22 protein-coding genes are annotated in these 26,383 nt (G+C 67.7%); 8 read left to right on the top strand and 14 right to left on the bottom strand.

Going from position 1 to position 26,383, the window contains the following annotated elements; translation table 11 throughout:
- Positions 1–22 precede the first annotated feature (22 nt).
- Positions 23–1,291 (bottom strand): lactonase family protein, encoded by a 1,269-nt coding sequence (locus J8I26_RS05470; RefSeq protein ID WP_209604942.1) that lies wholly within the window; start codon positions 1,289–1,291, stop codon positions 23–25.
- Positions 1,292–1,369: 78 nt separating this feature from the next.
- On the opposite strand from J8I26_RS05470, the gene acnA reads away from it, so the two are divergent.
- The 4 genes from acnA (at position 1,370) to chrA (ending at position 7,034) form a co-directional block, all read left to right on the top strand.
- Positions 1,370–3,994 (top strand): aconitate hydratase AcnA, encoded by a 2,625-nt coding sequence (acnA, locus tag J8I26_RS05465; protein ID WP_209604940.1) that lies wholly within the window; start codon positions 1,370–1,372, stop codon positions 3,992–3,994.
- Between the two features lie 33 nt (positions 3,995–4,027).
- Positions 4,028–4,933 carry a GntR family transcriptional regulator gene (locus J8I26_RS05460; RefSeq protein WP_209604938.1) on the top strand — a complete coding sequence of 302 codons (906 nt, stop codon included), beginning with the start codon at positions 4,028–4,030 and terminating at the stop codon, positions 4,931–4,933.
- 29 nt (positions 4,934–4,962) lie between these two features.
- Complete coding sequence (locus tag J8I26_RS05455) at positions 4,963–5,694, top strand: ABC transporter substrate-binding protein (RefSeq protein WP_209604935.1); 732 nt, start codon at positions 4,963–4,965, stop codon at positions 5,692–5,694.
- A 149-nt stretch (positions 5,695–5,843) separates the two neighbouring features.
- Positions 5,844–7,034, top strand: a complete 1,191-nt coding sequence (gene chrA / locus J8I26_RS05450) for a chromate efflux transporter (RefSeq protein ID WP_209605788.1) — start codon at positions 5,844–5,846, stop codon at positions 7,032–7,034.
- A gap of 12 nt (positions 7,035–7,046) precedes the next feature.
- On the opposite strand, the gene J8I26_RS05445 is transcribed toward chrA, so the two are convergent.
- The 10 genes from J8I26_RS05445 to J8I26_RS05400 form a co-directional block, all read right to left on the bottom strand.
- Positions 7,047–7,763, bottom strand: coding sequence for a GGDEF domain-containing protein (locus tag J8I26_RS05445; RefSeq protein ID WP_209604934.1), 717 nt, complete (start codon positions 7,761–7,763; stop codon positions 7,047–7,049).
- Positions 7,763–8,152 carry a DUF1987 domain-containing protein gene (locus J8I26_RS05440; protein ID WP_209604932.1) on the bottom strand — a complete coding sequence of 130 codons (390 nt, stop codon included), beginning with the start codon at positions 8,150–8,152 and terminating at the stop codon, positions 7,763–7,765. Before J8I26_RS05440 ends, J8I26_RS05445 begins: the two co-directional genes overlap by 1 nt.
- Positions 8,153–8,195: 43 nt before the next feature.
- Positions 8,196–8,759, bottom strand: a complete 564-nt coding sequence (locus tag J8I26_RS05435; protein WP_209604930.1) for a SiaB family protein kinase — start codon at positions 8,757–8,759, stop codon at positions 8,196–8,198.
- Positions 8,756–10,024: a SpoIIE family protein phosphatase gene (locus J8I26_RS05430; protein WP_348635292.1), complete on the bottom strand. Its 1,269-nt coding sequence runs from the start codon at positions 10,022–10,024 to the stop codon at positions 8,756–8,758. Before J8I26_RS05430 ends, J8I26_RS05435 begins: the two co-directional genes overlap by 4 nt.
- A gap of 144 nt (positions 10,025–10,168) precedes the next feature.
- Positions 10,169–10,984 (bottom strand): ABC transporter permease, encoded by an 816-nt coding sequence (locus J8I26_RS05425; RefSeq protein ID WP_209604926.1) that lies wholly within the window; start codon positions 10,982–10,984, stop codon positions 10,169–10,171.
- Positions 10,974–11,852, bottom strand: coding sequence for an ABC transporter permease (locus J8I26_RS05420; RefSeq protein ID WP_209604925.1), 879 nt, complete (start codon positions 11,850–11,852; stop codon positions 10,974–10,976). Before J8I26_RS05420 ends, J8I26_RS05425 begins: the two co-directional genes overlap by 11 nt.
- Entirely contained in the window at positions 11,849–12,967 is a 1,119-nt protein-coding gene (locus J8I26_RS05415) for an ABC transporter ATP-binding protein (protein ID WP_209604923.1), read from the bottom strand. Before J8I26_RS05415 ends, J8I26_RS05420 begins: the two co-directional genes overlap by 4 nt.
- A gap of 7 nt (positions 12,968–12,974) precedes the next feature.
- Complete coding sequence (locus J8I26_RS05410; protein WP_245200146.1) at positions 12,975–14,108, bottom strand: ABC transporter substrate-binding protein; 1,134 nt, start codon at positions 14,106–14,108, stop codon at positions 12,975–12,977.
- A 58-nt stretch (positions 14,109–14,166) separates the two neighbouring features.
- Positions 14,167–16,164 (bottom strand): hydantoinase B/oxoprolinase family protein, encoded by a 1,998-nt coding sequence (locus J8I26_RS05405; RefSeq protein WP_209604921.1) that lies wholly within the window; start codon positions 16,162–16,164, stop codon positions 14,167–14,169.
- Positions 16,161–18,275, bottom strand: coding sequence for a hydantoinase/oxoprolinase family protein (locus J8I26_RS05400; RefSeq protein WP_209604919.1), 2,115 nt, complete (start codon positions 18,273–18,275; stop codon positions 16,161–16,163). Before J8I26_RS05400 ends, J8I26_RS05405 begins: the two co-directional genes overlap by 4 nt.
- Positions 18,276–18,498: 223 nt before the next feature.
- On the opposite strand from J8I26_RS05400, the gene J8I26_RS05395 reads away from it, so the two are divergent.
- Entirely contained in the window at positions 18,499–20,007 is a 1,509-nt protein-coding gene (locus J8I26_RS05395) for a M81 family metallopeptidase (protein WP_209604917.1), read from the top strand.
- 6 nt (positions 20,008–20,013) lie between these two features.
- Here the strand turns inward: J8I26_RS05395 and J8I26_RS05390 are convergent, their stop codons facing one another.
- The 3 genes from J8I26_RS05390 to J8I26_RS05380 all read right to left on the bottom strand — a co-directional run bounded on the left by J8I26_RS05390 (position 20,014) and on the right by J8I26_RS05380 (position 23,043).
- Positions 20,014–21,633, bottom strand: a complete 1,620-nt coding sequence (locus J8I26_RS05390; RefSeq protein ID WP_209604915.1) for a rhodanese homology domain-containing protein — start codon at positions 21,631–21,633, stop codon at positions 20,014–20,016.
- Entirely contained in the window at positions 21,630–22,313 is a 684-nt protein-coding gene (locus J8I26_RS05385) for a cysteine dioxygenase (protein ID WP_209604913.1), read from the bottom strand. Before J8I26_RS05385 ends, J8I26_RS05390 begins: the two co-directional genes overlap by 4 nt.
- Before the next feature lie 160 nt (positions 22,314–22,473).
- On the bottom strand, positions 22,474–23,043 hold the full coding sequence (locus J8I26_RS05380; RefSeq protein WP_209604911.1) for an OsmC family protein: 570 nt from the start codon (positions 23,041–23,043) through the stop codon (positions 22,474–22,476).
- Positions 23,044–23,467: 424 nt separating this feature from the next.
- On the opposite strand from J8I26_RS05380, the gene J8I26_RS05375 reads away from it, so the two are divergent.
- The 3 genes from J8I26_RS05375 to J8I26_RS05365 are packed head-to-tail and all read left to right on the top strand — an operon-like array spanning position 23,468 to position 26,380.
- Positions 23,468–24,508, top strand: a complete 1,041-nt coding sequence (locus J8I26_RS05375) for an ABC transporter substrate-binding protein (RefSeq protein ID WP_209604909.1) — start codon at positions 23,468–23,470, stop codon at positions 24,506–24,508.
- A gap of 31 nt (positions 24,509–24,539) precedes the next feature.
- Complete coding sequence (locus tag J8I26_RS05370) at positions 24,540–25,562, top strand: ABC transporter permease subunit (RefSeq protein WP_209604907.1); 1,023 nt, start codon at positions 24,540–24,542, stop codon at positions 25,560–25,562.
- Positions 25,556–26,380 carry an ABC transporter ATP-binding protein gene (locus J8I26_RS05365; protein ID WP_209604905.1) on the top strand — a complete coding sequence of 275 codons (825 nt, stop codon included), beginning with the start codon at positions 25,556–25,558 and terminating at the stop codon, positions 26,378–26,380. The genes J8I26_RS05370 and J8I26_RS05365 overlap by 7 nt, the downstream gene beginning before the upstream one ends.
- Positions 26,381–26,383 lie beyond the last annotated feature (3 nt).

Genomic DNA, 26,383 nt, shown 5'->3' with positions numbered 1-26,383 from the left:
AAAGTTGAATGGGGTGGCCGGGTCAGGAAAAAATCATGCAGACCGGGCTGCCGGAGGCGACCGAAAAACCGGTCGGCGCGAGCGCTCCGCTATCCTGGTCGAGCGTGAAGGCGACGATGGAATCGCTGTCCTCGTTCAACGCGTACAGGAAACGGTTGTCCGGCGTGATGGTGAAGAAGCGCGGCGTCTTGCCCGCCGTCTGCGTCACCGCGCCGGCGCGCAACAAGCCGCTTTGCTGGTCGATGATGAAGCCGGCGATGCTGTCGTAGCCGCGGTTGGAGGCGAACAGGAATCGACCGCTCTTGTCGATCTCGATCTCCGAGGCGCGGCTGTTGCCGGTGAAGGTCTCGGGCAGGGTCGACAGGATCTGGCGCGGCGCCAGGCTGCCGTCGGCGGCCGAGTACGCGTAGCTGGTCACGGTCGAATCCAGTTCGTTGACCACGTAGGCCATCGGCAAGCGCGGGTGGAAGGCGATGTGGCGCGGGCCGGAGGTTTCACGCGCGACCATGAAGGGCTGCGCGGCCGGCGTCAGCTTGCCGTCGGCGAAGCGGAAGGAGAAGGTGCGGTCCAGGCCCTTGTCCGGCACGATCACGAACTTGCCGCTGGGGTCGAACGGATTGAAGTGCGGCTTGGACAATTTCTGCTCGACGCGATGCGGACCGATCGGCCCTTCCAGCGTCACCAGCTGCGTCATCTCCTGCAGCGATCCGTCGGCGCCGATGGGCAGCACCGCCAGGCTGGAACCCAGGTGGTTGCTCACCACCATGTACTTGCCGCTGGGATCGATCGCCAGGTGCACCGGGTTCTTGCCGTGGGTGCTGCGACGGTTGATGAAGCTCAGCTTGCCGCTGGCGCGGTCGACCTTGAAGGCGCTGATGTCGGAGATATCGCCATGCACCGTGTAGAGATACTGGCCGTCGCGACTCAACGCCAGGAAGGACGGATTGATCAGGTCCTTCACCAGCTGCACCAGCGTCAGGTCGCCGCTGGCGGCATCCACCCTGAACACGCTGATTCCGTCTCCGCGCGCATTGCGCTCCCGCGTGGTGCGGCAGCCGACATAAGCAAACATGGTCTTCCCTCTCGTGGTTCCTGACATGGCGGGCGACGCAGCCTGGTTCGCGCCCGGGTTGGTGGCTTGTTGTGTTGTGCCGGCGGCACAGCCGGCCAGCCCCAGCGTGGCCAGTCCGCCGGCCGCAGCAGCGGCCTGAAGCAGCCGGCGACGACCGTTGCCGGCAGCCTGCAAGGCAGGCTCCAGGCCGGTTTTCGCCGGTTCTTTGTCTCGATTCATCTCGCAGTCTCCTGTGGGTGGGTGATTGTTCTTTTCTTTATATTGCATTTTTTCGCAAATATATGCAACAATGAATTTATGCAAAATTCCTCGCCATTCACGCCAGGCCTTCTTGACCATGCCGGCGCGTCTTACCAAGTGGTCGACCTGCCCGTCCTGTTCGGAGAACGCCTCGCCGCGCTGCCGGTGGTGCTGCGCATCCTGCTGGAAAACATCGTCCGCAACGGCGTCGGCGCCGAGCGCGAGGCGGCTGTCGCCGCCGTGTTCGCCTGGCTGGAACGCGGCAGCAGCGAGGCCGAGATCGCTTTCCAGCCCGGCCGCGTGCTGATGCACGACACCACCAGCACGCCCGCCTTGGTCGACATCGCCGCCATGCGCGACGCGCTGGCCGAGGCCGGTTGGGATCCGACCGTGTTGAACCCGGGCTTGCCGGTGGACGTGTCGGTCGATCATTCGCTGGCGGTGGAATTTTTCGCGCAGAAGGATGCGCTGGAGAAGAACCTGAAGCTGGAAATCAGGCGCAACGGCGAGCGCTACAGCTTCATGCGCTGGGCCTCGAAGGTGATGAAGGGCGTGCGCATCCACCCGCCCGGCACCGGCATCATGCACACCATCAACCTGGAGCAGCTGGCCACCGTGGTTACCCGGGAAGAGCGCGACGGCCGCACATGGATCGTGCCCGACACCCTGCTGGGCACCGACAGCCACACGCCGATGATCAACGGCATCGGCGTGCTGGGTTGGGGCGTGGGCGGCCTGGAGGCGCAGACCGTGATGTTCGGCATGCCCACCATGATGCGCATTCCCGATGTCATCGGCGTGCGCCTGAGCGGCAAGCTGCGCGCCGGCGTGCTGGCCACCGACCTCGCGCTGACCGTCACCCAGCGCCTGCGCGCGATCGGCGTGTCGGGCGAGTTCGTGGAATTCTTCGGCCCCGGCGTGGCCGCGCTGAGCGCCGGCCAACGCGCGGTGGTGGCCAACATGGCGCCCGAATACGGCGCCAGCTCGGGCTACTTCCCGATTGACGCCCACACCATCGACTACCTGCGCACCACCCATCGCCCCGAGACCCTGCTCGGCCTGGCCGAGGCGTACGCCAAGCGCAATACCTTGTGGTTCGACCCGACAGCGACGCCGCGCTACACGCGCACCATCGAGGTCGACCTCGACGCCATCGAGATGCATGTGGCCGGTCCGCGCCGGCCGCAGGATCTGCTGTCGTACGCGCAACTGGCGTCGACGGTGAGCGCGCTCGGATTCGCACCGCAGCGCGGCGGCGCACTGCCGCGCCACCCCTACGCCATCGCCGCCATCACCAGCTGCACCAATACATCGGATCCGGCCCTGCTGGCCGCGGCCGGACTGGTGGCGCGCAAGGCGCGCGCGTTCGGCCTGCGCGTGCCGCACTGGGTGAAGACCTCGCTCGGCCCCGGTTCGCCGGCCGCCGCCAGCTACCTGGAACGCGCCGGGCTGACCGATGACTTGTCGGCTGTGGGCTTCGACATCGTCGGCTACGGCTGCACCACCTGCATCGGCAACTCCGGCCCATTGAGCGAGCCGATCCAGCAGGCGCTGGCCCGGGGCGAGATTTATCCGGTGGCGGCGTTGTCGGGCAACCGCAACTTCCCGGGACGCGTGCATCCCGACCTGGACCTGGGCTTTTTGATGTCGCCGCCGCTGGTGGTGGCCTGTGCGCTGGCAGGCGACGCCGAGATCGACCTCGCCACGCAACCGCTGCAGAGCACCGCCGACGGTCGCGAGGTATGGCTCAAGGATCTGTGGCCCACGCACGATGAGATCGCCGCCGCGGTCGCCGCGGGCGTGCGCCCGGCCGACTTCCCGGAAGCCTTCGCCGTCGCGTCGCAAAATCCGATGTGGCATGCGCTGCAGGTGCCGCAGACGCCGCTCTTTCCCTGGTCGCCCGACTCCACCGCGCTGCGCCGCCCGCCGTTCGCGTCGCTGTCAGAAGGCAGCCTGTTGGGCAGCTTCACCGCCTATCCGCTGCTGGTGCTGGGCGACGACATCACCACCGACCACATCTCGCCGGCCAGCGCCATCCCGAAGAACAGCTTCATCGCCGACTTCCTGGTGGCGCGCGGCGACGACCGCGACGACCTGAACGTGTTCGCCTCGCGTCGCGGCAACTGGGAAGTCATGATGCGCGCCGCCTTCTACAACAAGACGCTGCGCAACCTGCTGGCCCCGGCCGCGCCGCCGGGACATACGCTGCACGTGCCCAGCGGCGAGATCGCACCCATCCATGAAGTGGCGGCGCGCTACCGCGACGCCGGCGAATCGGCGGTACTGCTGGCCGGCGAACGCTACGGCACCGGCTCGTCGCGCGACTGGGCCGCCAAGGGCCAGCGCCTGCTCGGCATCCGCGCGGTGCTGGCGATGAGCTTCGAACGCATTCACCGCTCCAACCTGATCGGCATGGGCATCCTGCCGTTGCGCCTGCCGGCGGGCATGGCGCCGGCCGAACTGGCTATCGCGCCGGGCGACCGCATCGAGATCGCGGCCGACGCCGCCGCGCTGCAGCCGCGCTGCGAGGTGCCGGTGCGGCTGCTGCGCAAGGACGGCCGCGTAGAGACCATCGCCGCGCGCGCAGCGGTGGAAACCCAACTGGAAGTGGAGCTGCTGCGCCGGGGCGGGGTGATTCCCTTCATCCTGGGAAATACGATCGAGGCACAGCGTCGGTCATAATAGATGGAGAAGGCCCGGCCGGGCCTGCGAACCATGACGACAATGAGCGCGGAATCATCCATCTCCAAACAGATAGTGGAACTGGTCAAGAGCCAGTCCTGGGACACCGGCACGCACCTGCCCGCGCAGATGTTAGCCGACCGGCTGCGCGTGTCGCGCCAGCCGATCAACACCGCGCTGGCCATGCTGCATGAAAAGGGCCTGCTCACGCGCGAACGCAACAAGGGCTACTTCGTCGGCGAAGGCTTCGACGAGCATATCGCCGACATCGTGCAGGCGCTCGGCCTGGAAGAGACCGACGTCATCACCACGGTCTACTTCCGCATCGCCGACGACCTGCTCAAGGGCGATCTGCCGCAGGAGTTTTCCGAGCAACTGATCAAGAACCGCTATGGCCTGACCGCCTCCCAGCTCAACAGCGTGCTGAGCCGCATCGCCAAGGAGGGCTGGGCCGAGCGCAAGCCGGGCTACGGCTGGATCTTCTCCAGCATGCTGCTCACTCCCGACAGCCTGCTGCAGTCCTACCGTCTGCGCCTGGCGCTGGAGCCGGCGGCGCTGCTGGAACCTGGCTTCCGGCTCGACCCCGCCGTGCTGGAGCAATGCCGCGCCACCGAGCGCCACCTGCTGGCCGGCGGCATCGAGACGGCCACCGCCGACGAGCTGCACAACCGCGGCGTGCGCTTCCATGAAAGCCTGGTCGAAGCCTCGGGCAACGCCTTCTTCATCGACACCATCAAACGCGTCAACCGCGTGCGTCGCCTGCTGTCCTACCGCTCGATGCGCCAGCGCGACCGCTATCCGGAACACTGCCGCCAGCACCTGCACATCCTCGATCTGCTGGAGCGCGAGCGCAACGAGGAGGCCTCGGCCTTCATGAAGGAACACCTGCAATACACCCTGCTCTCGATCGCCAAGATCGGGAACATCCTGCAACCCTAGCGGCCATGCGCCCATCGATTCGCCACGCCATGAACCTGACTCTCGCCATCCGTTCCGCCTTCGCGCCCACCGGCAAGCTGCGCGCTTCCATCAACCTGGGCAATCCCATCCTCGCCGGCCGCGATGCCGACGGCTGCCCTTGCGGCGTCTCGGTCGACCTGGCCGGCGAGCTGGCGCGCGAGCTGGGCGCGGAACTGGAGCTGGTGGTGTTCGACGCCGCCGGCAAGTCGGTGGAGGCAGTGGCCGCCGAAGAGGCTGATTTCGGTTTCTTCGCCATCGACCCGGTACGCGGCCAGCAGATCGCCTTCACCGCGCCTTATGTGCTGATCGAGGGTTACTACCTGGTGAAGAACGATTCCCCGCTCAAGAGCAACGACGAGGTCGACCGCGCCGGCCAGCGCGTGGTGGTCGGCAAGGGCAGCGCCTATGACCTCTACCTGACGCGCGAGCTCAAGCACGCCACCATCCTGCGCTCGCCTACCTCGCCGACGGTGGTGCAGCACTTCCTGCAGGAAGGCGCCGAAGTCGCCGCCGGCGTGAAGCAGCAGCTGGAACACGATGCCGCCCAGGCCGGCGGCATGCGCCTGCTCAACGAGCGCTTCATGGTGATCCGCCAGGCCATGGGCGTGCCCAAGAGCCGCGGCGCAGAAGCCGCAGCCTTCCTGGCTGCCTTTGTGGAAAAGAAAAAGGCCTCGGGCTTCGTGGCCCAGGCGTTGCAACGCCACGGCATCAGCGGCGCGTCGGTGGCGCCGCTGGAATGAGTTTGAGCCGTCGCCTGTTTGCCTCGCCAAATTTGCCGGGGCAACAGCCGCGACGCGGCCGACAGAAATAAGCGCGACGGCGGCCCTATCCTGTAGCACAATGGCCGGTCTCTTCACCGGGAAAAACGCCGATGCAGCCGCCGCCAGCATTGAACGATCACCAGCACGACAACGCCTGGACCCTGTTCCGGGTCTTCCTGCGCCTGGGCCTGACCAGCTTCGGCGGACCCATCGCCCATCTCGCTTACTTCCGTGAAGAATTCGTCGCGCGCCGCCGCTGGCTGTCCGAACGCAGCTACGCCGATCTGGTCGCGCTGTGCCAGTTCCTGCCCGGACCTGCCAGCAGCCAGGTCGGCATGGCCGTCGGCCTGCTGCGCCACGGCTATGCCGGTGCGCTGGCCGCCTGGGCCGGCTTCACCCTGCCCTCGGCGCTGGCGCTGATCCTGTTTGCGCTGGGCCTGGCGCATGGCGCCGTATTGCCGGCGGGCTTGCTGCATGGCCTGAAACTGGCGGCGGTGGCGGTCGTGGCGCAGGCGGTGTGGGGCATGTCGCGCAAGCTGTGTACCGATGCGCCGCGCGTCGTCATCGCTGCGCTGGCAGGCGCCGCCACGCTGCTGCTGCCGGGCGCCCTGGGCCAGCTCGCCGTCATCGCCATCGCCGCCGTCGTCGGGTTGCTGTTGCTGCGCGCACCGCATGAAGCGGTTCACGAAGCCCTGCCGGCGCCCGTGGGCAAACGGGCCGGCATCATCTGGCTGCTGCTGTTCTTCGGATTGCTGGCTGCCTTGCCGCTGCTGTCGAGTGCGCTGTCATCGCGCGCGCTGGCCGATGTCGACGCGTTCTTTCGCGTCGGCGCCATGGTGTTCGGCGGTGGCCACGTAGTGTTGCCGCTGCTGCAGGCGGAAGTAGTGCCGACCGGTCTGGTCGACAACGATGTATTCCTGGCGGGCTATGGCGCGGCGCAGGCGGTGCCGGGGCCGCTGTTCACCTTTGCCGCCTTCCTCGGGGCGTCGATGCAGGCCGGGCCAAGCGGCTGGAGCGGCGGCATGCTGTGCTTGCTGGCGATCTTCGCACCGTCCTTTCTGCTGGTGGCCGGCGCCATGCCGTTCTGGACGACGCTGCGCGCCAACGCCCGCATGCAGACTGCTCTGGCCGGCGTGAATGCGGCGGTGGTCGGACTGCTGGCTGCAGCGCTGTACCAGCCCGTCGGCGCCGCGGCGCTGCTGCGACCGGTGGATTTCGCCGTTGCGCTGGCAGCTCTGGCGGCGCTGCAATCGGGCCGCTGTCCTGCGTGGCTGGCGGTGCTGCTGTGCGCGGCAGCCGGCGTCGCCATATCTCTTTGATCGCAGCTGTATTTACGCCGCCGACTCGCGCTCCACGCGATTGCGGCCGCCGCGCTTGGCTTCGTACAGCGCCTGGTCGGCGCGCGCATAGGCGTCTTCGAAGTCGCCGCCGGCGGCGCTCCACGAGACGCCGAAGCTGGAGGTGACCGGGCGCGATGGCAGGCAGGGGAAGGCTTCGCCGGCGATCGCATGACGAATGCGCTCGGCATGCAGCACCGCCTCGTCCAGCGGCATGTCGGCCAGCAGGATGGAAAACTCTTCGCCGCCCACGCGGCCGATCAGGCCGACGCCGTCCAGCGCCACGCGCAGGCGGTTGACCAGTTCGCGGATCACCGCATCGCCGGTCGGGTGGCCGAATTCGTCGTTGATGCGCTTGAAGAAATCAATGTCCAGTACGATCACCGACATGGCCGACTGCTCCAGGATGCGGTGCGCGCTGTCAAAGACCGCGCCGCGGTTCAGGGCGCCGGTCAGGTTGTCGTGCCTGGCCTTGTATTCCAGTTCGTCGCTGAGCTGCTTGAGGCGGGCGTTGAGCAGGTTTAGTTCGCGCTCGGTGCGGTCGCTGCGCGAAATCAAGCGACGGCTCTGGCGCATCAGCTGGCCGTAGTGCTGCATCAGTTCTTCCAGCGCGGCGCGATAGCGCGCGAAGTCGTCGGTGCCGCTGGAGAGCACGCTTTTGGCGCGCTCCAGGGCTTCCGCTTCTTCCTCGAAAAGGTCGACGTCGGTCATCAGCTTTGTACCGCGTGGTCGTTGAATTTGAGCGCGGCGAAGTCTTCCTGCAGCTCCTGGCCGAATTCAAAGATGGTGTCGTCATCCTCGTCGTGGTACCAGTTCAGGATCACGTCGGTGCCGGCCTCGGCCTTCTCGTTCAAGGCGTCGAACAGCGAGAACAGCATCTTGGTGCTGGAGCTGTTGAAGTAAGACAGCGCCACGTTGACGGTGATGGCGGCGCCGGCCTGGTCGTCGTCGAGGAAGCGGCGCAGCGTGGCGATGATCTCGCCCCAGAACTGGGCCGCGTTCTCCGGGTACGACTCGCCCTTCAGGGAAAGCACGCGCTGCTCGAAGCGGAAATCGACTTCGGGGGAGCTGGCGCTAGCGGCGATAAATAAATTGTCCATGGTTCATATCCAAAATGCAGAGAGGCCCGGCAGGCGGGCTTCGTCAGATGGTGGCCCTCAGGTAGAAGGTCGAGGCGCCGTCCGCGTCCGGCACAGAAAATTCGAAGTCCAGCGGCGCGCTGGCGTCGCGCGCCACGGTCAGGAAGCCGAGGCCCGCGCCCTTGCTGTCGGGCGGCGTTTCGGCGCGCAGCATTTCCTTGTATTCGGCCTTGATCTCGTCGATGGTCAGCGAGCGCAGGCGCTCCAGCTTGGGACGCAGCTTGTCGGCCATTTCGCTGTCCACCGGGTTGGCGCAGTGCAGGTAATAAACGCCGTCGGTCAGCGAGATGAACACCGCGCCGTGGCGCATCGAAGGTTCGGTGGCGCGGCCTTCCTTCTCGTGCAGGTCGGACGAGTAGTGGACGATGTTCTGCGCCATTTCGACGAAGGAAGAAAACAGCTTGCGTCGCGTCTGCCCCATCGCGCCGGCGTATTCGGCGCGCAGTTTGACGGCGTCGGCCATGGCCGCGATGATGCTCTGCGAAAAATAGCCGACGTAGTAGAAGATCACATCGCGCCGCTCGACGTAGCGATGGAACTCGGCCCATTCAGTCTGAATACCGCTCATGCGTGTTGCTCATCAGGTTGGTTGGCGGCGCCGCCCAGGCGAGCGCCGAAGAAGGTAACGTCGTCGCGGCGACGCTGCGTCCCCTGGTAGTCGAGATGGCCGGCCATGACCTGACGGCCCAGCTCGGCCATCGGCAGGTGGCGATGTTCCTGCAGCGCGCGGCGCAGGCGCTGCTTGCCGAAGGCGATGTTCTTGGCGCCGCCGATCTGGTCGATGATGCCGTCGGTGGAGACGAACACGATGGCGTCAAGACCGACCTGCACGCTGCGGTTTTCCCAGCGCATGTCGTCGGGCGTGTCGACATAGCCCAGGCCGGTGCGCTTGCCGTCAATGGTCTGCACTTCCTCGCCGTCGGCGGCCAGCACGAACAGCGACATCTTGGCGTTGGCGCAGGTCAGTTGGCGGCTGCCGGTGTCGAACCAGAAGAAACAGGCGTCCATGCCGTCGTCGGATTCGGATTGCTTTTCGGAGCTGGCATGCTGGCCCAGCACGCGCTTCATGCTGCGGTTGACCTCGTTCATCACCTGCGCCGGATCGCGCGGACCGTGCAGCTCCAGCGCCTGCTTGAGCGAAGAGGATGCGATCAGGGTCAGGAAGGCGCCCGGCACACCGTGGCCGGTGCAGTCGGCGACGGCGGCGAACCAGCCGTCGGCGTGATGTTCAAAATGGTAGAAGTCGCCGCCGACCACGTCGCGCGGCTCCCAGATCAGGCAGGCGTCGTCCAGCGCCTGCGACATGGCCGAGCGCGAGGTGCTCAGCATGGCGCGCTGGATCACGCTGGCGTAGTCGATGCTCTGCATCACCTGGCGGTTCTTTTCCACCTGCAGGGCGACCAGCTCGCGCATGAGCTCCAGACCGGACCCCAGGCCCAGCAGGCGACCCTGCTCGACGATCAGGAAACCGTCGGCCAGCGTCTTGTCGCCCGAGGCGACCGCCAGCGCACCCACGGTCTCGACCGAGGTGTCGCCTTCGACGATCAGCGGATCCTTGTCCATGAAGGCGATGCAGCTCTTGCGCTCATAGAGTTCGCGGTGATAGGGCTTGGACATTTGCGACATGAAGATATGCCGGCTGATCAGCCCGATCGGGCGATCCCCCTCCACCACCGGCAGGCTCACCAGCTCCTTGTGCTGGCCGAACACCTCCAATACCTTGGCGTTGTTCTCGTCGAACGACACCACCGGTACCGTCACCGCCAGCGCCCCCGCCGTCGGTTGAAACAGTTTGTTCCCCATCGCCGGGGTAAGGCTGAATTGGCCGTCCACCATGCTATCCCGCGAATGAAATTTTGATCAATCGGCGATCATATTTAATTCGTGTGACGGGAATATGACCTTCTTGACAAGCATGAGGCCAAACGCAGACGCAACAGACGCCGCTTCCCGCGCGACGGGAAGCGGACGGGGAAATTACATCGCCTTGGTCAGGCCGATGGTGCGTTCGATCAGCACCAGCGCAGCCACCGCCAGCACGATGAACACCGCCGAGACGGCGTTGACCACCGGGTCGAAGGTCTGGTCGATGTAAGTGAAGATGCGCACCGGCATGGTCACCGTGCCGGGCGCGGTCAGGAACAGGCTGACCGACACCTCGCCGAACGAGGTCACGGCCGCGAACACCGCGCCGGCCACGATACCCGGGCGGATCAGCGGCAAGGTCACGTGGCGGAAGGTGTAGGCCGGGGTGGCGCCCAGGTTCATCGAGGCCGATTCCAGCCGGCGATCCATGCTGGCCAGGCTGACCGAGACGGTGCGCACCGCATAGGGCAGCGCCACCAGCGTGTGGCCGATGGCCAGCCCCAGCATCGAGCCGGCCAGGCCGGCGGCGGTCAGCACGTACAGCAGCGCGATGCCCAGCACCACTTGCGGGATAATCAGCGGCGACAGCACGAAGGCCTGCACCAGCTCGCGCCCGCGAAAATCCAGCCGCGCCAGCGCATAAGCGGCGGTGGTGCCGAGAATGGTGGTCAGCGGCGTTACCACCAGCAGCAGCCAGGCGCTCACCTGCAAGGCGCGCAGCCACGCGCCGTTGTCGACGAAGGCCTGGAACCAGCGCAGCGAAAGTGACTTGGGCGGAAACTGCGGATACGCCTCGGGGCTGAAGGCGGAGAGGAAGATCACCAGCACCGGCAGCAGCAGGAACAGATAGACCAAGGCCCCCGCGCCCACGCCGGCCCAGCGCCAGGGACCGCCGGAGGTGGCCAGGGTGTCGTTGTCAGTGGCCATAGACGCGGCGCTCCCATTGTTTTTGCAGGCGGCTCATGACGGCGGCGATGATCGCGGTGACCGCCAGCAGGGTCAGCGACAAGGCGGCCGCCAGCGGCAGGTTGGCGATCTGCAGCGCCTGTTGATAAATATTGATCGGCAACAGCGGCTGCAGGCGTCCGCCGATCAGCAGTGGCGTGACGTAGCTGCCGGCGGCCAGCGCGAACACGATGATGGCGCCGCTCATCATGCCGGGAATGGTCAGCGGCAGCAGCACGTGGAAGAAGGTGTGACGGGCGCCCGCGCCCAGGCTTTGCGAGGCGCGCGGCAAGGCGGCCGGGATCTCGCCCAGCGAGGTCGCCAGCGGCAGCACCGCGAACGGCAGCATCACCTGCACGTAGGCCACGATCACCGCCTTCATGTTCCACAGCAGCGCCAGCGGCGTATCGATCACGCCGAGCTTGCGCAGCACGTCGTTGATCAGGCCGTTCTGCGCCAGCAGCACGATCCAGGCAAAGGTGCGGATCACCACGCTGGTCAGCAGCGGCGAAATCAGGATCACGTACAGCACCGTGCGCCAGGTGCGGCTGCGGGTGTTGACCAGCAGCCAGGCCGCAGGCCACGCCAGCAGCACGCACAGGAGCGCGGTCAGGCCGGCCACCCACAGCGTGGTGCCGAGCGCGTCCAGGTAGCCGGCGCTGGTGAAGACGGTGATGTATTGGGACAGGCTGTAGGTCGGCAGCACCATCAGCATGCCGTCGACATCGCGCAGCGAGAGCGCCGCCAACAGCAGGCCTGGCGCCACCAGGAAGGCGATCAGGAACAACATGCCGGGCGTCAACAGCAGCCAGGGGAACCATGCGCCGCCGGCGACCTTGCCGCGGCTCATGCCGTGCGTCCCGGCACTGTTCGGGCGCCGGCGGCGTCGGCGTCCGGCAGCGCCACCAGGTCGTGCGGCTCCCACGACAGGCGCACGCCTACGCCGGGCGGCGGCACCTGCCCGAACAGCGATTCGGGCGCGGCCACCTGCAGCTCCCCTGCCCCGGCCAGCGCCACCGTCAGGTGCAGCTCGGCGCCGGCGTAGCTGGCTTCACGCACGGTGCCGTCGACCGCATTGGGGGCGGCGGGCGCGCCGTCAATCTCCGCCAGGCGGATACGTTCCGGACGCAGCAGGAACAACACGCCGCCCGCGCCCGCCTGGTCGGCCAGCAGGCGCAGCGGCACGCCGTCGGCCGCCGCATGCGACAGCGCATTGAAATAGCCGCCGCCTTCGGACTGCACGGCGATCAGGTTGGCCTGGCCGACGAACTCGCCGACGAAGCGGTTGGCCGGCTGGCGGTACAACGCCAGCGGCGTGCCCACCTGCTGCAGGTGGCCGCCGCCGAGGATGCCGATGCGGTCCGACAGGCCCAGCGCTTCTTCCTGGTCGTGCGTCACCATCACGGTGGTGATGCCGACGTCGCGCTGCAGGCGGCGCAGCTCGGCCTGCATGTCCTTGCGCAGCTTGGCGTCGAGGTTGGACAACGGTTCGTCCAGCAGCAGCACCTGCGGCCGGATCGCCAGCGCGCGGGCGATCGCCACGCGCTGCTGCTGGCCGCCGGAAAGTTGGTGCGGCATGCGCTCGGCCAACTCCGACAGGCGCACCAGCGCCAGCATCTCGGCCACGCGCTCGCGCACCGCATCGCCCTTGAACTTGCGCACGCGCAGGCCGTAGGCGACGTTGTCGAACACGTTCAGATGCGGAAACAACGCATAGTTTTGAAACACCATGCCGATATCGCGCTGGTGCGGCGCCAGGCGGGTGATGTCGCGCCCGCCGATGGCGACGCTGCCGGCGCTGGGCTCGAGGAAGCCGGCGATGATGTTGAGCAGCGTGGTCTTGCCGCAACCGCTGGGGCCCAGCAGCGAGAAGAACTCGCCCTGGGCGATCGAGAGGTCCACGCCGTCCAGCGCCTGCAACGCGCCGAAGCGGCGCGCCACGCCACGGATATCGATAGCACTCATGCGGCGCTTACTTTCCGTTGCCCAGGGCTTGCGCCCAGCGGGTGCTCCAGTCGGCGACCTTGGGAGTCGCGGCCTCGTAGTCGATCCAGATCAGCTTCTTGTACGCCTCTTCGCCGACCTGCACCTTGCCCTTGAGCTCCTCGTTGTATTGCACGTCCTGGTTGGTCATGCCGTAGAGCGATCCGTCCGAGAAGTTCTTCTGCACCTTGTCGCTGGAGAGGAAGTCAACCAGCTTGTAGGCGTTGGCCAGGTTGGGCGCGCCCTTGGCGATGACCCAGTTGGCTGCGCCCACCACCGGGCCGTCGCTCGGGTAGGCGAAGCCCACCTTCAGGCCGCTCTTTTGCAGCGCGAACACGCGGCCGTCCCAGTACGGCACCACCCATGCGTCGCCGCGCTCCAGCAGGGTCTGGATCGCGCCCGGGCTGTCTGGGAAGGCGACTGCGTTGCCCTTCAGCTCGGCCAGCTTGGCGAAGGTCTTCTCGACATCGGCGTCGTTCTTCAATTCACCGCCCAGCGCGTGGGTCAGGCCGGCGAAGAATTGCAGGCCGGCGGCATAGGTCGGCGAAGAGATCGCGACGTGGCCCTTGTACTCGGGATTCCACAGGTCCAGCCAGCTCTTGGGCGGGGTCTTGACCAGGTCGGTGCGGTAGGCCAGGCCGAGCTGGCCCAGGCTGAAGGCGGCGGCGAAGGTCTTGCCGTCCTTGGTGAATTTCTCCTGCACCGAGGGATAAAGCTTGGCCAGGTTAGGGATGTTGGACGCCTCCAGCGGCTGCAGCAGGCCGGCCGCGGCGGCGCGCTGCACCGAGTCGGGCTGGAACACCACGATGTCGTACGGCGGGTTGTTGCCGTTGGCCGCGCGCAGCTTGGCCAGCCACTCGGCGTCCGCGCCCGGCACGATCTCGACGTTGATCTTGTTGTCCTTGGCGTACTGCTCCAGGCCGGCGGCGCGGATGTTCTTTTCCCAATCGCCGCCGTAGACGCCGATCACCACCTTGTCGGTGGCGGCCGGCGCAGGCGCGGCGGCGCCGGCTTGCGGTGCGTCGGGTTGCTTGTCGCCGCAAGCGGCGAGGATGGCGGCAGCGACCAGGGTGACGGCCAGGGTCGGAATGAGGCGGATCGATTTCACGGTGTTGTTCTCCATGTTGTTGGATCGGATTTCGGTCGACGAAACGAAAGAAGCGGGTTCGGTTTCAACGGCATCAGGACGAGCTACAGGCATCGACCTCGCGCACGAAATGCGCGGCGGCCTGGGCGATGGCGTTGTCATGCGCGAGCGCCTGCGGGAAGCCTTCCGGCAAGGTCGCCAGCGCCGCCGCGAAGACCTGGCGGCGGCGACGCGGACGGGCCGCCGGCGGCATTGCGAACAACGCCGCGTTGAGACGATCCAGCTGGGCCGGCGGGAACACCCGGTCCCAGGCGTCGCGCTCGGCGCCGAAGCGGCTGCGCGGCGCCGGCTCGGCATTGCGCAAGGCGGCGGTGGCGACATCGTCCAGCGCCAGGCCGTCGGCGCCATTGGCCAGCGCCACGCCGTAGTCGCGGCGCGCCGCATCCGGCGACAGCAGGCCGCGCCGCACGTCGGCCAGCACTGCGGCCGGATCGCGCGCGAAGGGATTGCCCCAGCCGCCGCCGCCGGGGGTCTGGATCGCGATCTCGTCACCGGCGGCCACCGGCAGCAGGTCGATCTTGCCCAGCTCGCGCGGCGATTCGCCGGGACGCTGCAGCACCAGCCGCGCCGGCGCGCCCGGGCCACCGCCCTGCGCCCCCCACGGACGAAAGCGCAGGCGCTCCATGCCGCGCGCCAGCACGAAGCTGTCGTCCTGCAGGATGCGGAAGCGGATCTCCTGGCCGTTGCCGCCGCGCCATTGGCCGGCGCCGGCGGAGTCGGCGCGCAGGCCATAACGCACAATCTCCACGCCGGTCTCGGCCTCCACCGTTTCGACCGGGTTGTTGGAGAGGTTGGAGATGCTGCTGTCGCGGCCGTCGGCGCCGTCGCGCCCACGACGAGCGCCGGTGCCGCCGACCATGGGCTCGACCACCTGCACGTTCTGGCCGTGGCCATGACGCGAAGGCTCGGCCACCACCACCGGGATGATGGTGCCGCCGCTGGCCGAGGGCATGTGTTCGGGCAAGGCCTGGCCCAGCACGCCGTTCAACGCATCGTTGACGCGCACCGCAGCCGCGTGGCGCACGCCGACGGCGGCGCCCGGCAAGGGGTTGACGATGCTGCCGGCCGGCGCCACCACCGACACCGGCTGCAACAGGCCGGCATTGATCGGCACGCCCTTGTCCAGCGTCGCCACCAGCGCCAGGATGCGCAGCGTCAGCCACGCATGCGGCAGGCCGTGGCTGGGAATATTGATGGCGGCGGCCACCTGCGGGTCGCTGCCGGTGAAGTCCAGTTCGATATCGCCGCCCTTCAAGGTCACCGCCAGCGCGATGCGTACCGGCAGGCCGGCGCCGGCCTCGTCGTCGAGGTAATCGGTAAAGCGGTAGGTGCCTTCGGGAATGCGCGAAAGCACCGTGCGGGCGCGCAGCGCGGCGTATTCCACCAGGTCGCCCTGGGCGTCGAGGAAGGCTTGCTCGCCGTGCTGGGCCAATGTCTGCGCCACGCGCTCGCGGCCGGTGGCCAGCGCGCCCAGCATCGCCTTGAGGTCACCCATGTTGGCGTCCGGCGTGCGGCTGTTGGCGCGAAACAGCAACGCCACGTCCTCGTTCATGCGACCGGCGCGCATGATCTTCACTGGTGGAATCTGCAGGCCTTCCTGGAAGATCTCATGGTTGGTCGGCGATATGCTGCTGGGCACCTTGCCGCCGACATCCGATGCGTGCAGGAAGCCCCAGCCGTAAGCGACGATGCGTCCGTCGTGGAAATACGGCTCGATCACCTGCAGGTCCGGCAGGTGGGTCGCCAGGCCGCGCGAACGATAGGGGTCGTTGGTCAGGATCACGTCGCCCGGCTCCAGCGCGCCAACCGCCTCGATGGCGGTGCTGCAATCCAGGCCGACGAAGCCGGACACGCCCAGCGCGCGCGGATAGGCGAAGAACTTGCCGTCCAGGCCGGCCAGCGCGCAGCAGAAGTCGGCCGTCTCTTTCACGTACAGCGTGCGGCCTGTGCGCTGCAGCGTCAGGCACATCTCCTCGGCCACCGAGGTCAGCTTGTTGCCGAGGATTTCTATGCTTACCGGATCGAGTTTCATGCGTGTGCTCCCTTCACTTGCGCGTCCAGCGGCTTCAGATGCAGATTGCCGTGACGGTCGGTCTGCCCCTGCCAGCCCGGCAGCACCAGCACCGTGGTGTCTTCCTGTTCGATCACGGCCGGCCCCTGCAGCAAGTCGCCGGCGCCGAGATCTTCGCGTGCGTACACCCCGGCCTCATGCCAGCCGCCGCGCAGGAACACGCGACGCCGCGCACGCGGCGCCGGGCTGCCGATACCTGCAGCGCGCCCGGCGCTGCCGGCCTTGGCCAGGCGGCCGACGATGGCCAGGCGGATGGTCGATACTTCAACCGGCGCGTCCTCGTCGCGAAAGCCGTACAGGCGTTCATGCTCGCGGTGGAAGGCTTCGGTCAGCGCCTGCGCGTTGAGCGGCGCGGGCAAGGGTTCGGGCAAGGCCACGCTCAGCTCGTAGGCCTGGCCGGCGTAGCGCATGTCCAGTGCGTGGCGCAGTTCGGTGGCGCTGCCGGCTTCCTGCACGCCTTGTTCGTCAACCCACGTCTGAGCCTGCTGCGCCAAGGCGTTCCAGATCGCGCCAACCTCGGCCGCGCTGCGTTCGTCGATGGCCACGCGCAGGCTGCGTACGAAGTCGCGCCGCAAGTCGGAGGTGGCCGCGCCCAGCGCGCAGAAGGTGCCGGGCTTTTGCGGCACCAGCACGTGTTGCAGGCCGGCTTCTTCGGCCAGCCAGTTGGCGTGGGTGGGACCGGCGCCGCCGAACGGCACCAGCGCGAACTCGGCCGGATCCAGGCCGCGCTGGGCCAGGCTCTTGCGCAGTTCGGAGGCCATCTGCGCAGTGGCGATGGCCAGTGCGCCGGAAGCTGCGCGAATGGCGGCGTCGGGCTTGGTGTCGCCCAGCGCAGCGGCGACCTTGTCGAGCGCGGCGATGGCGCGCTCGGGATACAACTTCATGGCGCCGCCGACGAAGGCGTCGGCATCCAGCACGCCGGTGGCAAGATAACAATCGGTGACGGTGGCGTCGCTGCCGCCGCGACCGTAACAGGCCGGGCCCGGATCGGCGCCGGCGCTTTCCGGTCCGACCTTGAGCACGCCGTGCTCATCGACGCGAATGCGCGAGCCGCCGCCGGCGCCGATGGCCGACACGCCCACCACCGGCAGCACCAGCGGCAGGCCGCCGATCTCGGTGCGGGTGACCATCTCGGCCTGGCCGTGCTGGGAGACCGCGATGTCGCTGCTGGTGCCACCCATGTCAAAGGTGACGATGCGCGGCGTCTGCGATTGATCGGCCAGGCGCGCAGCGGCCACCACGCCCGAGGCGGGGCCGGACAGTACGGTGTCGATCGGGCGCGCCAGCGCGCCCTGCAGCGACAGCGAGCCGCCGTTGGAAGCGGTCACCAGGATGGGCGCGGACACGCCGAGATCGCCCATCAACTGCGCCAGCCGCTCGAAATAGCGGCGCATCAGCGGCTGGATATAAGCGTTGAGCGTGGCCACCACGGTGCGTTCGTATTCGCGGATCTCCGGCCAGGTCTGCGCTGCCGAGAGCACTGCGACCTCGCGCGCATGCGCCGGCAAGGCGGCCTGCAGCGCGGCGGCCAGCTCGGCCTCGCGCTCGGGCTGGAGGAAGCCGTTGATCAGCATCAGCACGGCGGCGTCGCATTCCAGCTTGCCGATGCCGTCGGCGACGCGGGCGATCTCGTCGGCGCCGGGCCAGCGCGTGGCCTCGCCCTCGCGGTTGAAGCGCGCGCCGATTTCCAGCACGCGCTCGCGCGGCAGGAAGGGTTCTTCACGGGTGGCGTGGAAGTCGAAGGAAGACGGCATGCGCGCGCGGCCGATCTCCAGCACGTCGCGAAAGCCCTCGCTGGCGATCAGCGCCACCCGCGCGCCGCGGCGCTGGATGATGGCGTTCAGGCCGATGGTGGTGCCATGCAGCAGCACGCCGACGTCGGAAGGTGAAAGCCCCTGCTTGGCGATCAGCGCGACCAATCCGTCGCGCACCGCCAGCGCGGGATCGGCGGGCGTGCTGGGTTGCTTGTGGTAAGCCAGGCGCTTGCGGCCGGCATCATAAAGGACGAAATCGGTAAAGGTGCCGCCGACGTCGATGCCGACGCGCACTGCGTTTGCTGATTCGGGATTCACTGCTACTCCGGATGGTGATGCCTGCCCGGATCGCACGCCATGAAAGCTCTGACGCCCGACGGGCAAAGTGCAAGAGTTTAGGTTCTCGGAACTGCCAGGGAAAATCAGAATTCGAAATAAGTTTATGCGACATTCGACTTTGACGGATCGTTCCCGCTGTAGTTAGCTTCTGTTCGCCCGGCGGCACGGCCGTCTTTCGTTATCGACAGGACAACATCCCATCATGCGTATTGCCATCGGCGGTTTCCAGCATGAAACCAACACCTTCAGCCCCGTCCCCACACGCTGGGAAAATCTGCTCGCGGCCGACACCTGGCCGGGCTTGCTGCAAGGGCCGGCCCTGCTGGAGACGATGGCGAGCGCGCCGGAACAAGCGCCGCGCAACATCCCCATCGCCGGCCTCATCGACGCCGCGGCGCGGGCCGCTTCGGTGGAGTTGCTGCCGCTGGCCTGGGCCGCGGCCGGCCCCTCGGGGCGCGTGACACGCGAGGCCTTCGAGCGCATGAGCACGCTGCTGCTGGAGCGTCTGGCGCAGCACCGGCCCGACGCCGTCTACCTCGACCTGCACGGCGCCATGGCGGCCGAACACATCGACGACGCCGACGGCGAACTGCTGCAGCGGGTGCGCGCGGCCATCGGCCCCGAGGTGCCGCTGGTGGCCAGCCTGGACCTGCACGCCAACGTCTCGCCACGCATGCTGGCGCAGGCAGATTTGCTGCTCTCCTACCGCACCTATCCGCACGTGGACATGGCAGCCACCGGCGCGCGCGCCTTTGACTGGCTGCTGCGATTGCTGTCCGGGCAGCGCCGTCCTCTCATGGCGTGGCGCCGCATCCCCTTCCTCATTCCCATGTGCTGGCAATGCACCGATCTGGAACCGGCGCGCGCATTGCAGGCGCTGACGCAGACGCTGGAGCAACAGAACGACGCGCCCGCCAACTTCACCATGGGCTTTCCGGCCGCCGATGTCGCCGAGTGCGGGCCGGTGGTGTGGGCATACGGGCGCGACGCCGCGCAAGCCGAGCGCACGGTGGAACAGTTGCTGCAGGCAACGCTGGACGCCGAGGCAACATTCAATGGTGAGATCTTCGACGCCCGCGGCGCCGTGGCGCGGGCCCTGCAAATCGTGGAGCAAGGCCGACAGCAAGCGCATCGGCCAGTAGTGATCGCCGACGCCCAGGACAACCCCGGCGCCGGCGGCAGCGCCGACACCACCGGCCTGCTGCGCGAGCTGGTGCGCGCGGATGCGAACGCCGTGATCGGCCTGCTGGTCGATCCGCAGGCGGCGGCAGCAGCGCATGCGGCCGGCGTCGGCGCCGATCTGGCACTGGCGCTGGGCGGCCGCTCCGGCATCACAGGCGATGCGCCGTTGGAGACCGGCGCGCGCGTCGTCACGCTGCACGACGGCGTGGTCGACGCCACCGGCAGTGTATTTCGCGGCTACCGCCTGACGCTGGGGCCGAGCGCGCTGCTGGCCATCGGCCGGGTGAACGTGATCGTGGTATCGCAGCCGGTGCAGCTGCTCGATCTTGCGCTGCTGCGCTTCGTCGGCCTGACGCCGGAAGAGCTGGACATCATCGCGGTGAAGAGCACCGTGCATTTTCGCGCCGACTTCGCGCCCATCGCGGCCGACATATTGGTGTGCGCAGCGCCGGGCGCGTTCGCCCTCGACCCGGCGCAGCTGCCGTGGACGCGGCTGCCGGCGCAGATCCGCAGGCGGCCGCTCGGCTAGGAAAAATCAGATCACGAAGAAGCCGTGGGTGCCGTCGCGCCCGAGCTGCTCGACCAGGCCGAACTCCCAATCGAGATACGCCTGCATGGCCGCAGCGGCATTGTCGGTGCCTTCATAGGGACGACGATAGCGATCGATGCGCGGCGACAGCAGCCGCTCCTCGCCGCTTGCCAGCGGCAGGCCGGCCTGCTCCCATGCATTGTTGCCGCCCTCCAGCAGATACACCGGCTGGGCCGCCAGCGCCTGCAGGTCGGTCACGGCGAACTGCGCCAGCAGCGAGCTGCCGCAGGTGACCACGAAGCGCGAGGCCGACGGGAACTTGCGCGCGGCGTCCGCAATCTGCCACCGCAAGGTGAACCAGGCGCCGGGAATGTGCCGCGCGACGTAACGCGCGCTGAGCGAAAAATCCAGCACCACGGTGCCGGTGCTGCCGTTGTCCGCATCCAGCCAGGCCTTCAGCTGCTGCGGGCTGATGCGCTGTTGCGCGGTGACGGCGATCGCCGGCAAGGGGCGCGGCGCATCGCCGGCCACCGACAGATCCTTTGGCGTGACGCCGTCGACCACATGCACATCCCAACCCATCTGCGCCAGCCAGGAGGCGCTCATGTCGGCGCGCACGCCATCGTCGTCGGCCAGCACGATGCGTGCGCCGCGCACCGGTGCGTTCATCTCGGTCTCCTGCACCAGCTGGCCGCCGGGCGCGGACAAAAAGTCCGGCAGGTGGCCGGCGCGATACTCCTCCGGCGTGCGCACGTCGAAGCGGTAGAGCGTGCGGCCCGGCTGTTCCAGCGACCCGATATCGGCCAGCGCGACGCGCCTGACGCCGGCGCGCTCGGCGACTGACTTCGCCTGGCGCCGCGCCTCTTCCTGCTGGGCGGTCCCGAGCTGCTCCGAGAATCGGCGCGCCTGGCCGTGCTCCAGCTGCTGCCCGGCGAGGGTCCAGCCGATGGTGCCGTTGCGCAGCGCATGCACCTGGTTGGGAATGCCGGCGTTGACCAGCGACTGGGTGCCGATGATGCTGCGCGTGCGGCCGGCGCAGTTGACGATCACGCGGGTGGCCGGGTCCGGCGCCAGCGCGCGCACGCGCAGCACCAGCTCGGCGCCGGGCACGCTGACCGAGCCGGGGATGTTCATGTTCTGGTATTCCTCGAAGCGGCGCGCATCCAGCACCACCACGTCGGCCTTCTCATCAAGCAATGCCTTGACCTCCTGCGCCGACAGCGAGGGCGTATGGCGTTCTGCCTCGACCAGCTCGCCGAAGGCCTTGCTGGGCACGTTCACATCCTGGAACAGCTCGCCGCCGGCCTCGCGCCAGCCGCGCACGCCGCCGGCCAGCACGCCCACATTGGTATAACCCAGCGCACGCAGGCGCAGCGCCGCGCGCGTGGCCAGACCCTCGCCGTCGTCCAGCGTGACGATACGGGTGTCGCGGCGCGGCAGGCGGGTGTAGGCGTTGAGCTCCAGGTGCGAGAACGGAAAGTTGGCCGCGAACAGCGGGTGCGCCTCGGCATGCGGGGCTTCCTCGCGCACGTCGAGCAGGGCGATTTCCTCGCGCGCCAGCAGGGCGGCGCGCACTTCGGGATAGGTGACGACGGGGATGGGCGAGGTCTGGTGAACGGTGGTCATTGCTGCTCTGCTGAAAGGTCCCAGATATTGGGCAAGGTGGAATTGGAATAGCCGGAGATGAACAACTTGCGCTGGCCGTCAGGCTGGTAGACCGAGCGCCGTACGGCGCCGATGTTGCCGCCGTAGACGTGGATGCTGATGGAGACGCGGTCGTCGAAGGCGTTGCTGACCTGGTGCACGTCGTGCAAATCGTCGCTGTTGGGCGAGACCGCCTCCACCGCGCCCGGCTTCAGCAGCACCGGCGGGCCTATCTGCTCGGGCGTGCCGCGCGCCAGCGAATACGACTGCGCGTGTTCGGCGCCGCGCAGCATGCCGATCAGGCCCCACACGGTGTGGTCGTGGATGGGCGTGCGCTGGCCCGGGCCCCAGACGAAGCTGACGATGGAAAAGCGCTGCGCCGAATCGGCGTGCAGCAGGTATTGGCGGTAACGTTCGGGATCGGGCTGCGCGAACTCGTCGGGCAGCCAGTCGTCATGCACCACCAGTTGGCGCAGCAGGTCGCCGCCGACGTAGAGGATGGTCTCTTCCACCGGCGCGGTGGACAGGAGATCGGCGAATTCGGTGATGAAGGAGCGCAGCCGCCACAGGTTCTTGCCGCGTACCGGCGCGGCCGGTTGCGCCGTCGCCCTGGCGTAGGGTGTGACTACGGCTGCGCTTGATGTTGCGTGGTGCACGCTCATGTCTCGCTCCCTTGTTATGCCCTCTCGGGCGGTCGGTCTGCGCCGGCTCCAGCACAAACTATAAGCAATTTCCGGCCCGCCTGCCGCGCGCCGCATCAATGCCGCCGGCCGGCTGCCCCGATGGAGGCAGCCGGCCGGCGGTGCATGTCCGGATTCGCGCTCAGGCGAGCGTGTCTTCCACATCCGTTCGCTTGTCCTGCGACGCGGTGCGCTTGTGCTTGACCTCGGCGCGGATCTGCTGCGGATTGCGCAGCAGGTTGAGGATGGGGCATGTGGCCTCGACCGCCTCGAACAGCGCCTTCACCTCGGCCTCCGACGCTGGCGACTCCAGGTGCACCACATAACCGATGTCGTGCGGCCAGACGGGAATGTCTTCATGGCCCGGGCGGCCGCCGCGCGGGTCGATGCGGCCGCTGACTTCCACCTCCAGCGAATCGATGGGCACCTGGCGGTGCGACGCCTGGATCAGGAAGATGTGCGTCACGCAGGAACCCAGCACGCCCAGCTGCAACTCGGGCGAACTCGGCCCCAGGTTGTAGCCGGCGAAGTCCGGCGGGCTGTCGCTGATGACTTGATGGTCGCGGATGCGGATACGGCGCACGCCGCTGCGCCCTTCGGCCGTCACGCGCGCGGCCAGCGCATTGGGACCGGCGTTGCCGGCGTCGATCAGCGCTTCGCGCGCCAGCACGGCGCTGCGCTTCTCGCTCAGATAGTGGTTCAGTGATGTCATGGCGTCCTCGTTGTTGTGGTGGATCGGCGCTGCCCGCCGCTGCAGATGAGGATGCAGTTTCCCGCTGTGCCGGCGTGGGCGGCAACGAAGCAATGCGCATATGGATATGCGATGGCATGGCGCGTTGGGTTCCTGCGTTCGCAGCAACGACAGGAAGGAGAGTGCTCGAACGCACGCTGTTTCAAGCCACCTCCTCAGTGTCGTCCCTGCGAACGCAGGAACCCAGTGTCGTTTTCCGAACGCCGGAGACACCCAGGACGCATCCCCCATCGACGAAAACGGCATATCGACATGCGCAAAAACGCGCATATCGAAGCGCATTCTTATTCTTTTGCCCGCGTGCGCGCTTGCTCCATATTGCCCTGTCTGCGGCATTTCGTCGCACCCGTTTTGTTTCCGATCAATCCAGTGGAGCCACGAGCACATGAAAAAAGATCTCCTCTTGCCTGAACACCATCAACCCTCCTCCTGGTCGCGCCGCGATGTGCTGCGCGCAGGGAGCGCCGCCGCGCTGGCCGGGATCGGGGGATCCCTGGCCGCCGGCAATGCCTTGTCCGCAGGTGCGCCGCACAAGCTGACCTTCGCCTGGAGCGCGGTGGCGTTCTGCCTGTCTCCGGTGGTGGTGGCGCAGGAGAAAGGCATCTTCGAGAAGAACGGCCTGCAGGTCGAACTGCTCAACTGGGGCGGTTCCACCGACCAGCTGCTGGAGGCGCTGGCGACCGGCAAGGCCGATGTCGGCGTCGGCCTGATCCATCGCTGGCTCAAACCGCTGGAGTCCGGCTTCGACGTCAAGGTGATCGGCGCCGCGCACGGCGGTTGCCTGCGCATGGTCGGGGTGAAGGAGGCCGGCGTGACCGACTGGAAGCAGCTCAAGGGCAAGACCATCGGCGTGTCCGACCTGAACAGCCCGGCCAAGAACTTCTTCGCGATCCACCTGGCCAAGCGCGGCGTGAACATCGACAAGGACGTCGAATGGCGCGTCTATCCGGCCGACCTGCTGGACGTGGCTGTGAAGAAGGGCGAGATCCAGGCGATCGCCGATGGTGACCCTAACGTCTACCTGATCGAGAAGCGCAACAAGGGTGTGTTCACCGAGATCGGCAACAGCGGCACCGGCGAATACAAGGACAAGATCTGCTGCATCACCGGCGCGCGCGGCGACTTCGTGCGCAACAACAAGCCGGCGGCCGCAGCGGTGGTGCGCTCCATCATCCAGGCCTCCGAGTTCGTGGCGGAGAACCCCAACGAGGCCGCCAAGCTGTACGCCAAGTATTCGCCCAAGGTGCCGGTGGAAGACCTGCGCGCGCTGCTGACCGACCTCACCTATCACAACCATCCGACCGGCGGCGCGCTGCGCGCCGAGGTGGAGTACTTCGCACGCGACTTCCACACGGCCGGCGTCTTGAAGAAGAGTACCGACCCGACCCGCTTCGCCAACCACGTGACGGTGGACGTGCTGGCGTGACGCCGCGCCGCGGCGCTCCAAGGAGAACGACATGACGACGACAAGCGAAACCCTGCCGCGCCACGCGCTGCGCATCGACGCCGCCGGCGACAAGCGCGCCGCGCTGTGGCGCAGCGGACTGCTGGCGGCGGCCACCTGGCTGGCGCTGGGCGTGCTGGTGCTGAAGTGGCCCAACAAGGAGGTGGGCTTCAGCGACTGGGCCTATACCGACGAGTTCGGCTACGCCGCGCTGACGGCGGCCTTGCTGCTGGCAGTGCTGGCGCTTGGCGGACGCTTGACTGCGCGCGCCACCGAGCTGCTGCGCCCGGCCGGCCAATGGCTGGTGGCGCTGCCGCTGCTGCTGGGCGTGTGGGAAGTGCTGACCGCCAAACTGGGCGTGCTGCCCACGCCCTTCTTCGCGCCGCCGCAAAGCCTGGTCGAGGTGTATGCCGACGACTGGTCGCGCCTGGGCCTGTCGACCGCGCACTCGGTGCGTCTGCTGGCGCACGGCTTCGCCAGCGGCGCGGCGGTTGGTTTCCTGGTCGGGGTGTGGATAGGCTGGTCGCGCGTGGCCGGTTACTGGGTACATCCGGCGCTGCGCTTCCTGGGGCCGGTGCCGGCTTCGGCGTTGCTGCCGCTGGCGTTCTTCTTCGCGCCCTCCAGTTATGCGGCGGCGGTGTTCCTGATCGCGCTGGCGACCTTCTTCCCGGTGGCGGTGCTGACCTGGTCGGGCGTGGCCGCAGTCAGCAAGAGTTACTACGACGTGGCGCGCACGCTGGGCGCATCGGCCTCCTTCCTGGTGCTGCGGGTGGCGATCCCGGCTGCGTTGCCGCAGGTGTTCGTGGGCCTGTTCATGGGCCTGGGCGCGGCGTTCTCGGTGCTGGTAACGGCCGAGATGATGGGCGTGAAAGCCGGCCTGGGCTGGTACCTGCAATGGTCGCAAGGCTGGGCCGCCTACAGCAACATGTATGCGGCGCTGATCGTGATGGCCGTGCTGTGCTCGGGCCTGATCACATTGTTGTTCAAGGTGCGCGACCGCGCGCTGTCATGGCAGAAGGGAACCGTCAAATGGTAAGCACAACCGAACCCCGTTACGAAGCATCGACCACGCAATCCGGCGCGCGCATCGACGTACGCGGCGTCAGCCACTGGTTCGCCCGCCAGGAGGGCAAGAAGCAGAACAAGGAGCCAGGCCTGCTGCAAGTGCTGGACGACATCTCGCTGACGGTCGAGCCGGGGGAGTTCGTCGCCCTGCTCGGCCCCAGCGGCTGCGGCAAGTCCACGCTGCTGCGGCTGGTGGCCGGCCTCGAACCGGCCACCGCCGGCCACATCACGCAGGATGGCCAGGCCATCGCCCAACCCGATCCCTCGCGCATCGTAGTGTTCCAGGACCCGACGCTGTATCCGTGGCGCCGCGTGTGGGACAACGTGGCGCTGGGCCTGCAGGCGCGCGGCATCCTCAAGCAGCAGAAGCAGCGCGTGGACGATGCGCTGGAACTGGTGGGCCTGTCGGAATTTGCCCAGGCGTTTCCGCACCAGCTCTCCGGCGGCATGGCGCAGCGCGTGGCGCTGGCGCGCGCGCTGGTCAACGATCCGCAACTGCTGGTGCTGGATGAGCCGCTGGGCAAGCTCGATTCGCTCACGCGCCTGACCATGCAAAGCGAACTGGTGGCGCTGTGGCGGCGTCAGCAATTTTCGGCGCTCTTGGTCACGCACGATATCGAGGAAGCGCTGTTCCTGGCGCAGCGGGTCATCGTGTTCAGCCCGCGCCCGGCGGCCATCCGCGCCGAGATCAAGGTCGACCTGCCCTATCCGCGCCATCGCGGCGATCCGCGCCTGGCGCAGCTGCGGCTGGAGGCGGCGCGCCATCTGGGGCTCGACGAGAGCTGGTAATCG

Origin of the sequence: Herbaspirillum sp. LeCh32-8 (genome assembly GCF_017814915.1) — a bacterium.
Classification (GTDB): Bacteria; Pseudomonadota; Gammaproteobacteria; order Burkholderiales; family Burkholderiaceae_D; genus Herbaspirillum.
This window is presented reverse-complemented; position numbering and strand designations above follow the sequence as displayed.

Excerpts from the sequence above, each read along its gene's own strand:
- J8I26_RS05375 (WP_209604909.1), top strand. The coding sequence starts at position 23,468 with ATGAAAAAAGATCTCCTCTTGCCTGAACACCATCAACCCTCCTCCTGG.
- J8I26_RS05455 (WP_209604935.1), top strand. The coding sequence starts at position 4,963 with ATGAACCTGACTCTCGCCATCCGTTCCGCCTTCGCGCCCACCGGCAAG.
- J8I26_RS05370 (WP_209604907.1), top strand. The coding sequence starts at position 24,540 with ATGACGACGACAAGCGAAACCCTGCCGCGCCACGCGCTGCGCATCGAC.
- acnA (WP_209604940.1), top strand. The coding sequence starts at position 1,370 with ATGCAAAATTCCTCGCCATTCACGCCAGGCCTTCTTGACCATGCCGGC.
- J8I26_RS05410 (WP_245200146.1), bottom strand. The coding sequence starts at position 14,108 with ATGGAGAACAACACCGTGAAATCGATCCGCCTCATTCCGACCCTGGCC.
- J8I26_RS05445 (WP_209604934.1), bottom strand. The coding sequence starts at position 7,763 with ATGACCGACGTCGACCTTTTCGAGGAAGAAGCGGAAGCCCTGGAGCGC.
- J8I26_RS05425 (WP_209604926.1), bottom strand. The coding sequence starts at position 10,984 with ATGGCCACTGACAACGACACCCTGGCCACCTCCGGCGGTCCCTGGCGC.
- J8I26_RS05460 (WP_209604938.1), top strand. The coding sequence starts at position 4,028 with ATGACGACAATGAGCGCGGAATCATCCATCTCCAAACAGATAGTGGAA.
- J8I26_RS05415 (WP_209604923.1), bottom strand. The coding sequence starts at position 12,967 with ATGAGTGCTATCGATATCCGTGGCGTGGCGCGCCGCTTCGGCGCGTTG.
- J8I26_RS05435 (WP_209604930.1), bottom strand. The coding sequence starts at position 8,759 with ATGAGCGGTATTCAGACTGAATGGGCCGAGTTCCATCGCTACGTCGAG.
- J8I26_RS05365 (WP_209604905.1), top strand. The coding sequence starts at position 25,556 with ATGGTAAGCACAACCGAACCCCGTTACGAAGCATCGACCACGCAATCC.
- J8I26_RS05420 (WP_209604925.1), bottom strand. The coding sequence starts at position 11,852 with ATGAGCCGCGGCAAGGTCGCCGGCGGCGCATGGTTCCCCTGGCTGCTG.
- J8I26_RS05385 (WP_209604913.1), bottom strand. The coding sequence starts at position 22,313 with ATGAGCGTGCACCACGCAACATCAAGCGCAGCCGTAGTCACACCCTAC.
- J8I26_RS05390 (WP_209604915.1), bottom strand. The coding sequence starts at position 21,633 with ATGACCACCGTTCACCAGACCTCGCCCATCCCCGTCGTCACCTATCCC.
- J8I26_RS05405 (WP_209604921.1), bottom strand. The coding sequence starts at position 16,164 with ATGAAACTCGATCCGGTAAGCATAGAAATCCTCGGCAACAAGCTGACC.
- J8I26_RS05395 (WP_209604917.1), top strand. The coding sequence starts at position 18,499 with ATGCGTATTGCCATCGGCGGTTTCCAGCATGAAACCAACACCTTCAGC.
- J8I26_RS05470 (WP_209604942.1), bottom strand. The coding sequence starts at position 1,291 with ATGAATCGAGACAAAGAACCGGCGAAAACCGGCCTGGAGCCTGCCTTG.
- J8I26_RS05440 (WP_209604932.1), bottom strand. The coding sequence starts at position 8,152 with ATGGACAATTTATTTATCGCCGCTAGCGCCAGCTCCCCCGAAGTCGAT.
- J8I26_RS05380 (WP_209604911.1), bottom strand. The coding sequence starts at position 23,043 with ATGACATCACTGAACCACTATCTGAGCGAGAAGCGCAGCGCCGTGCTG.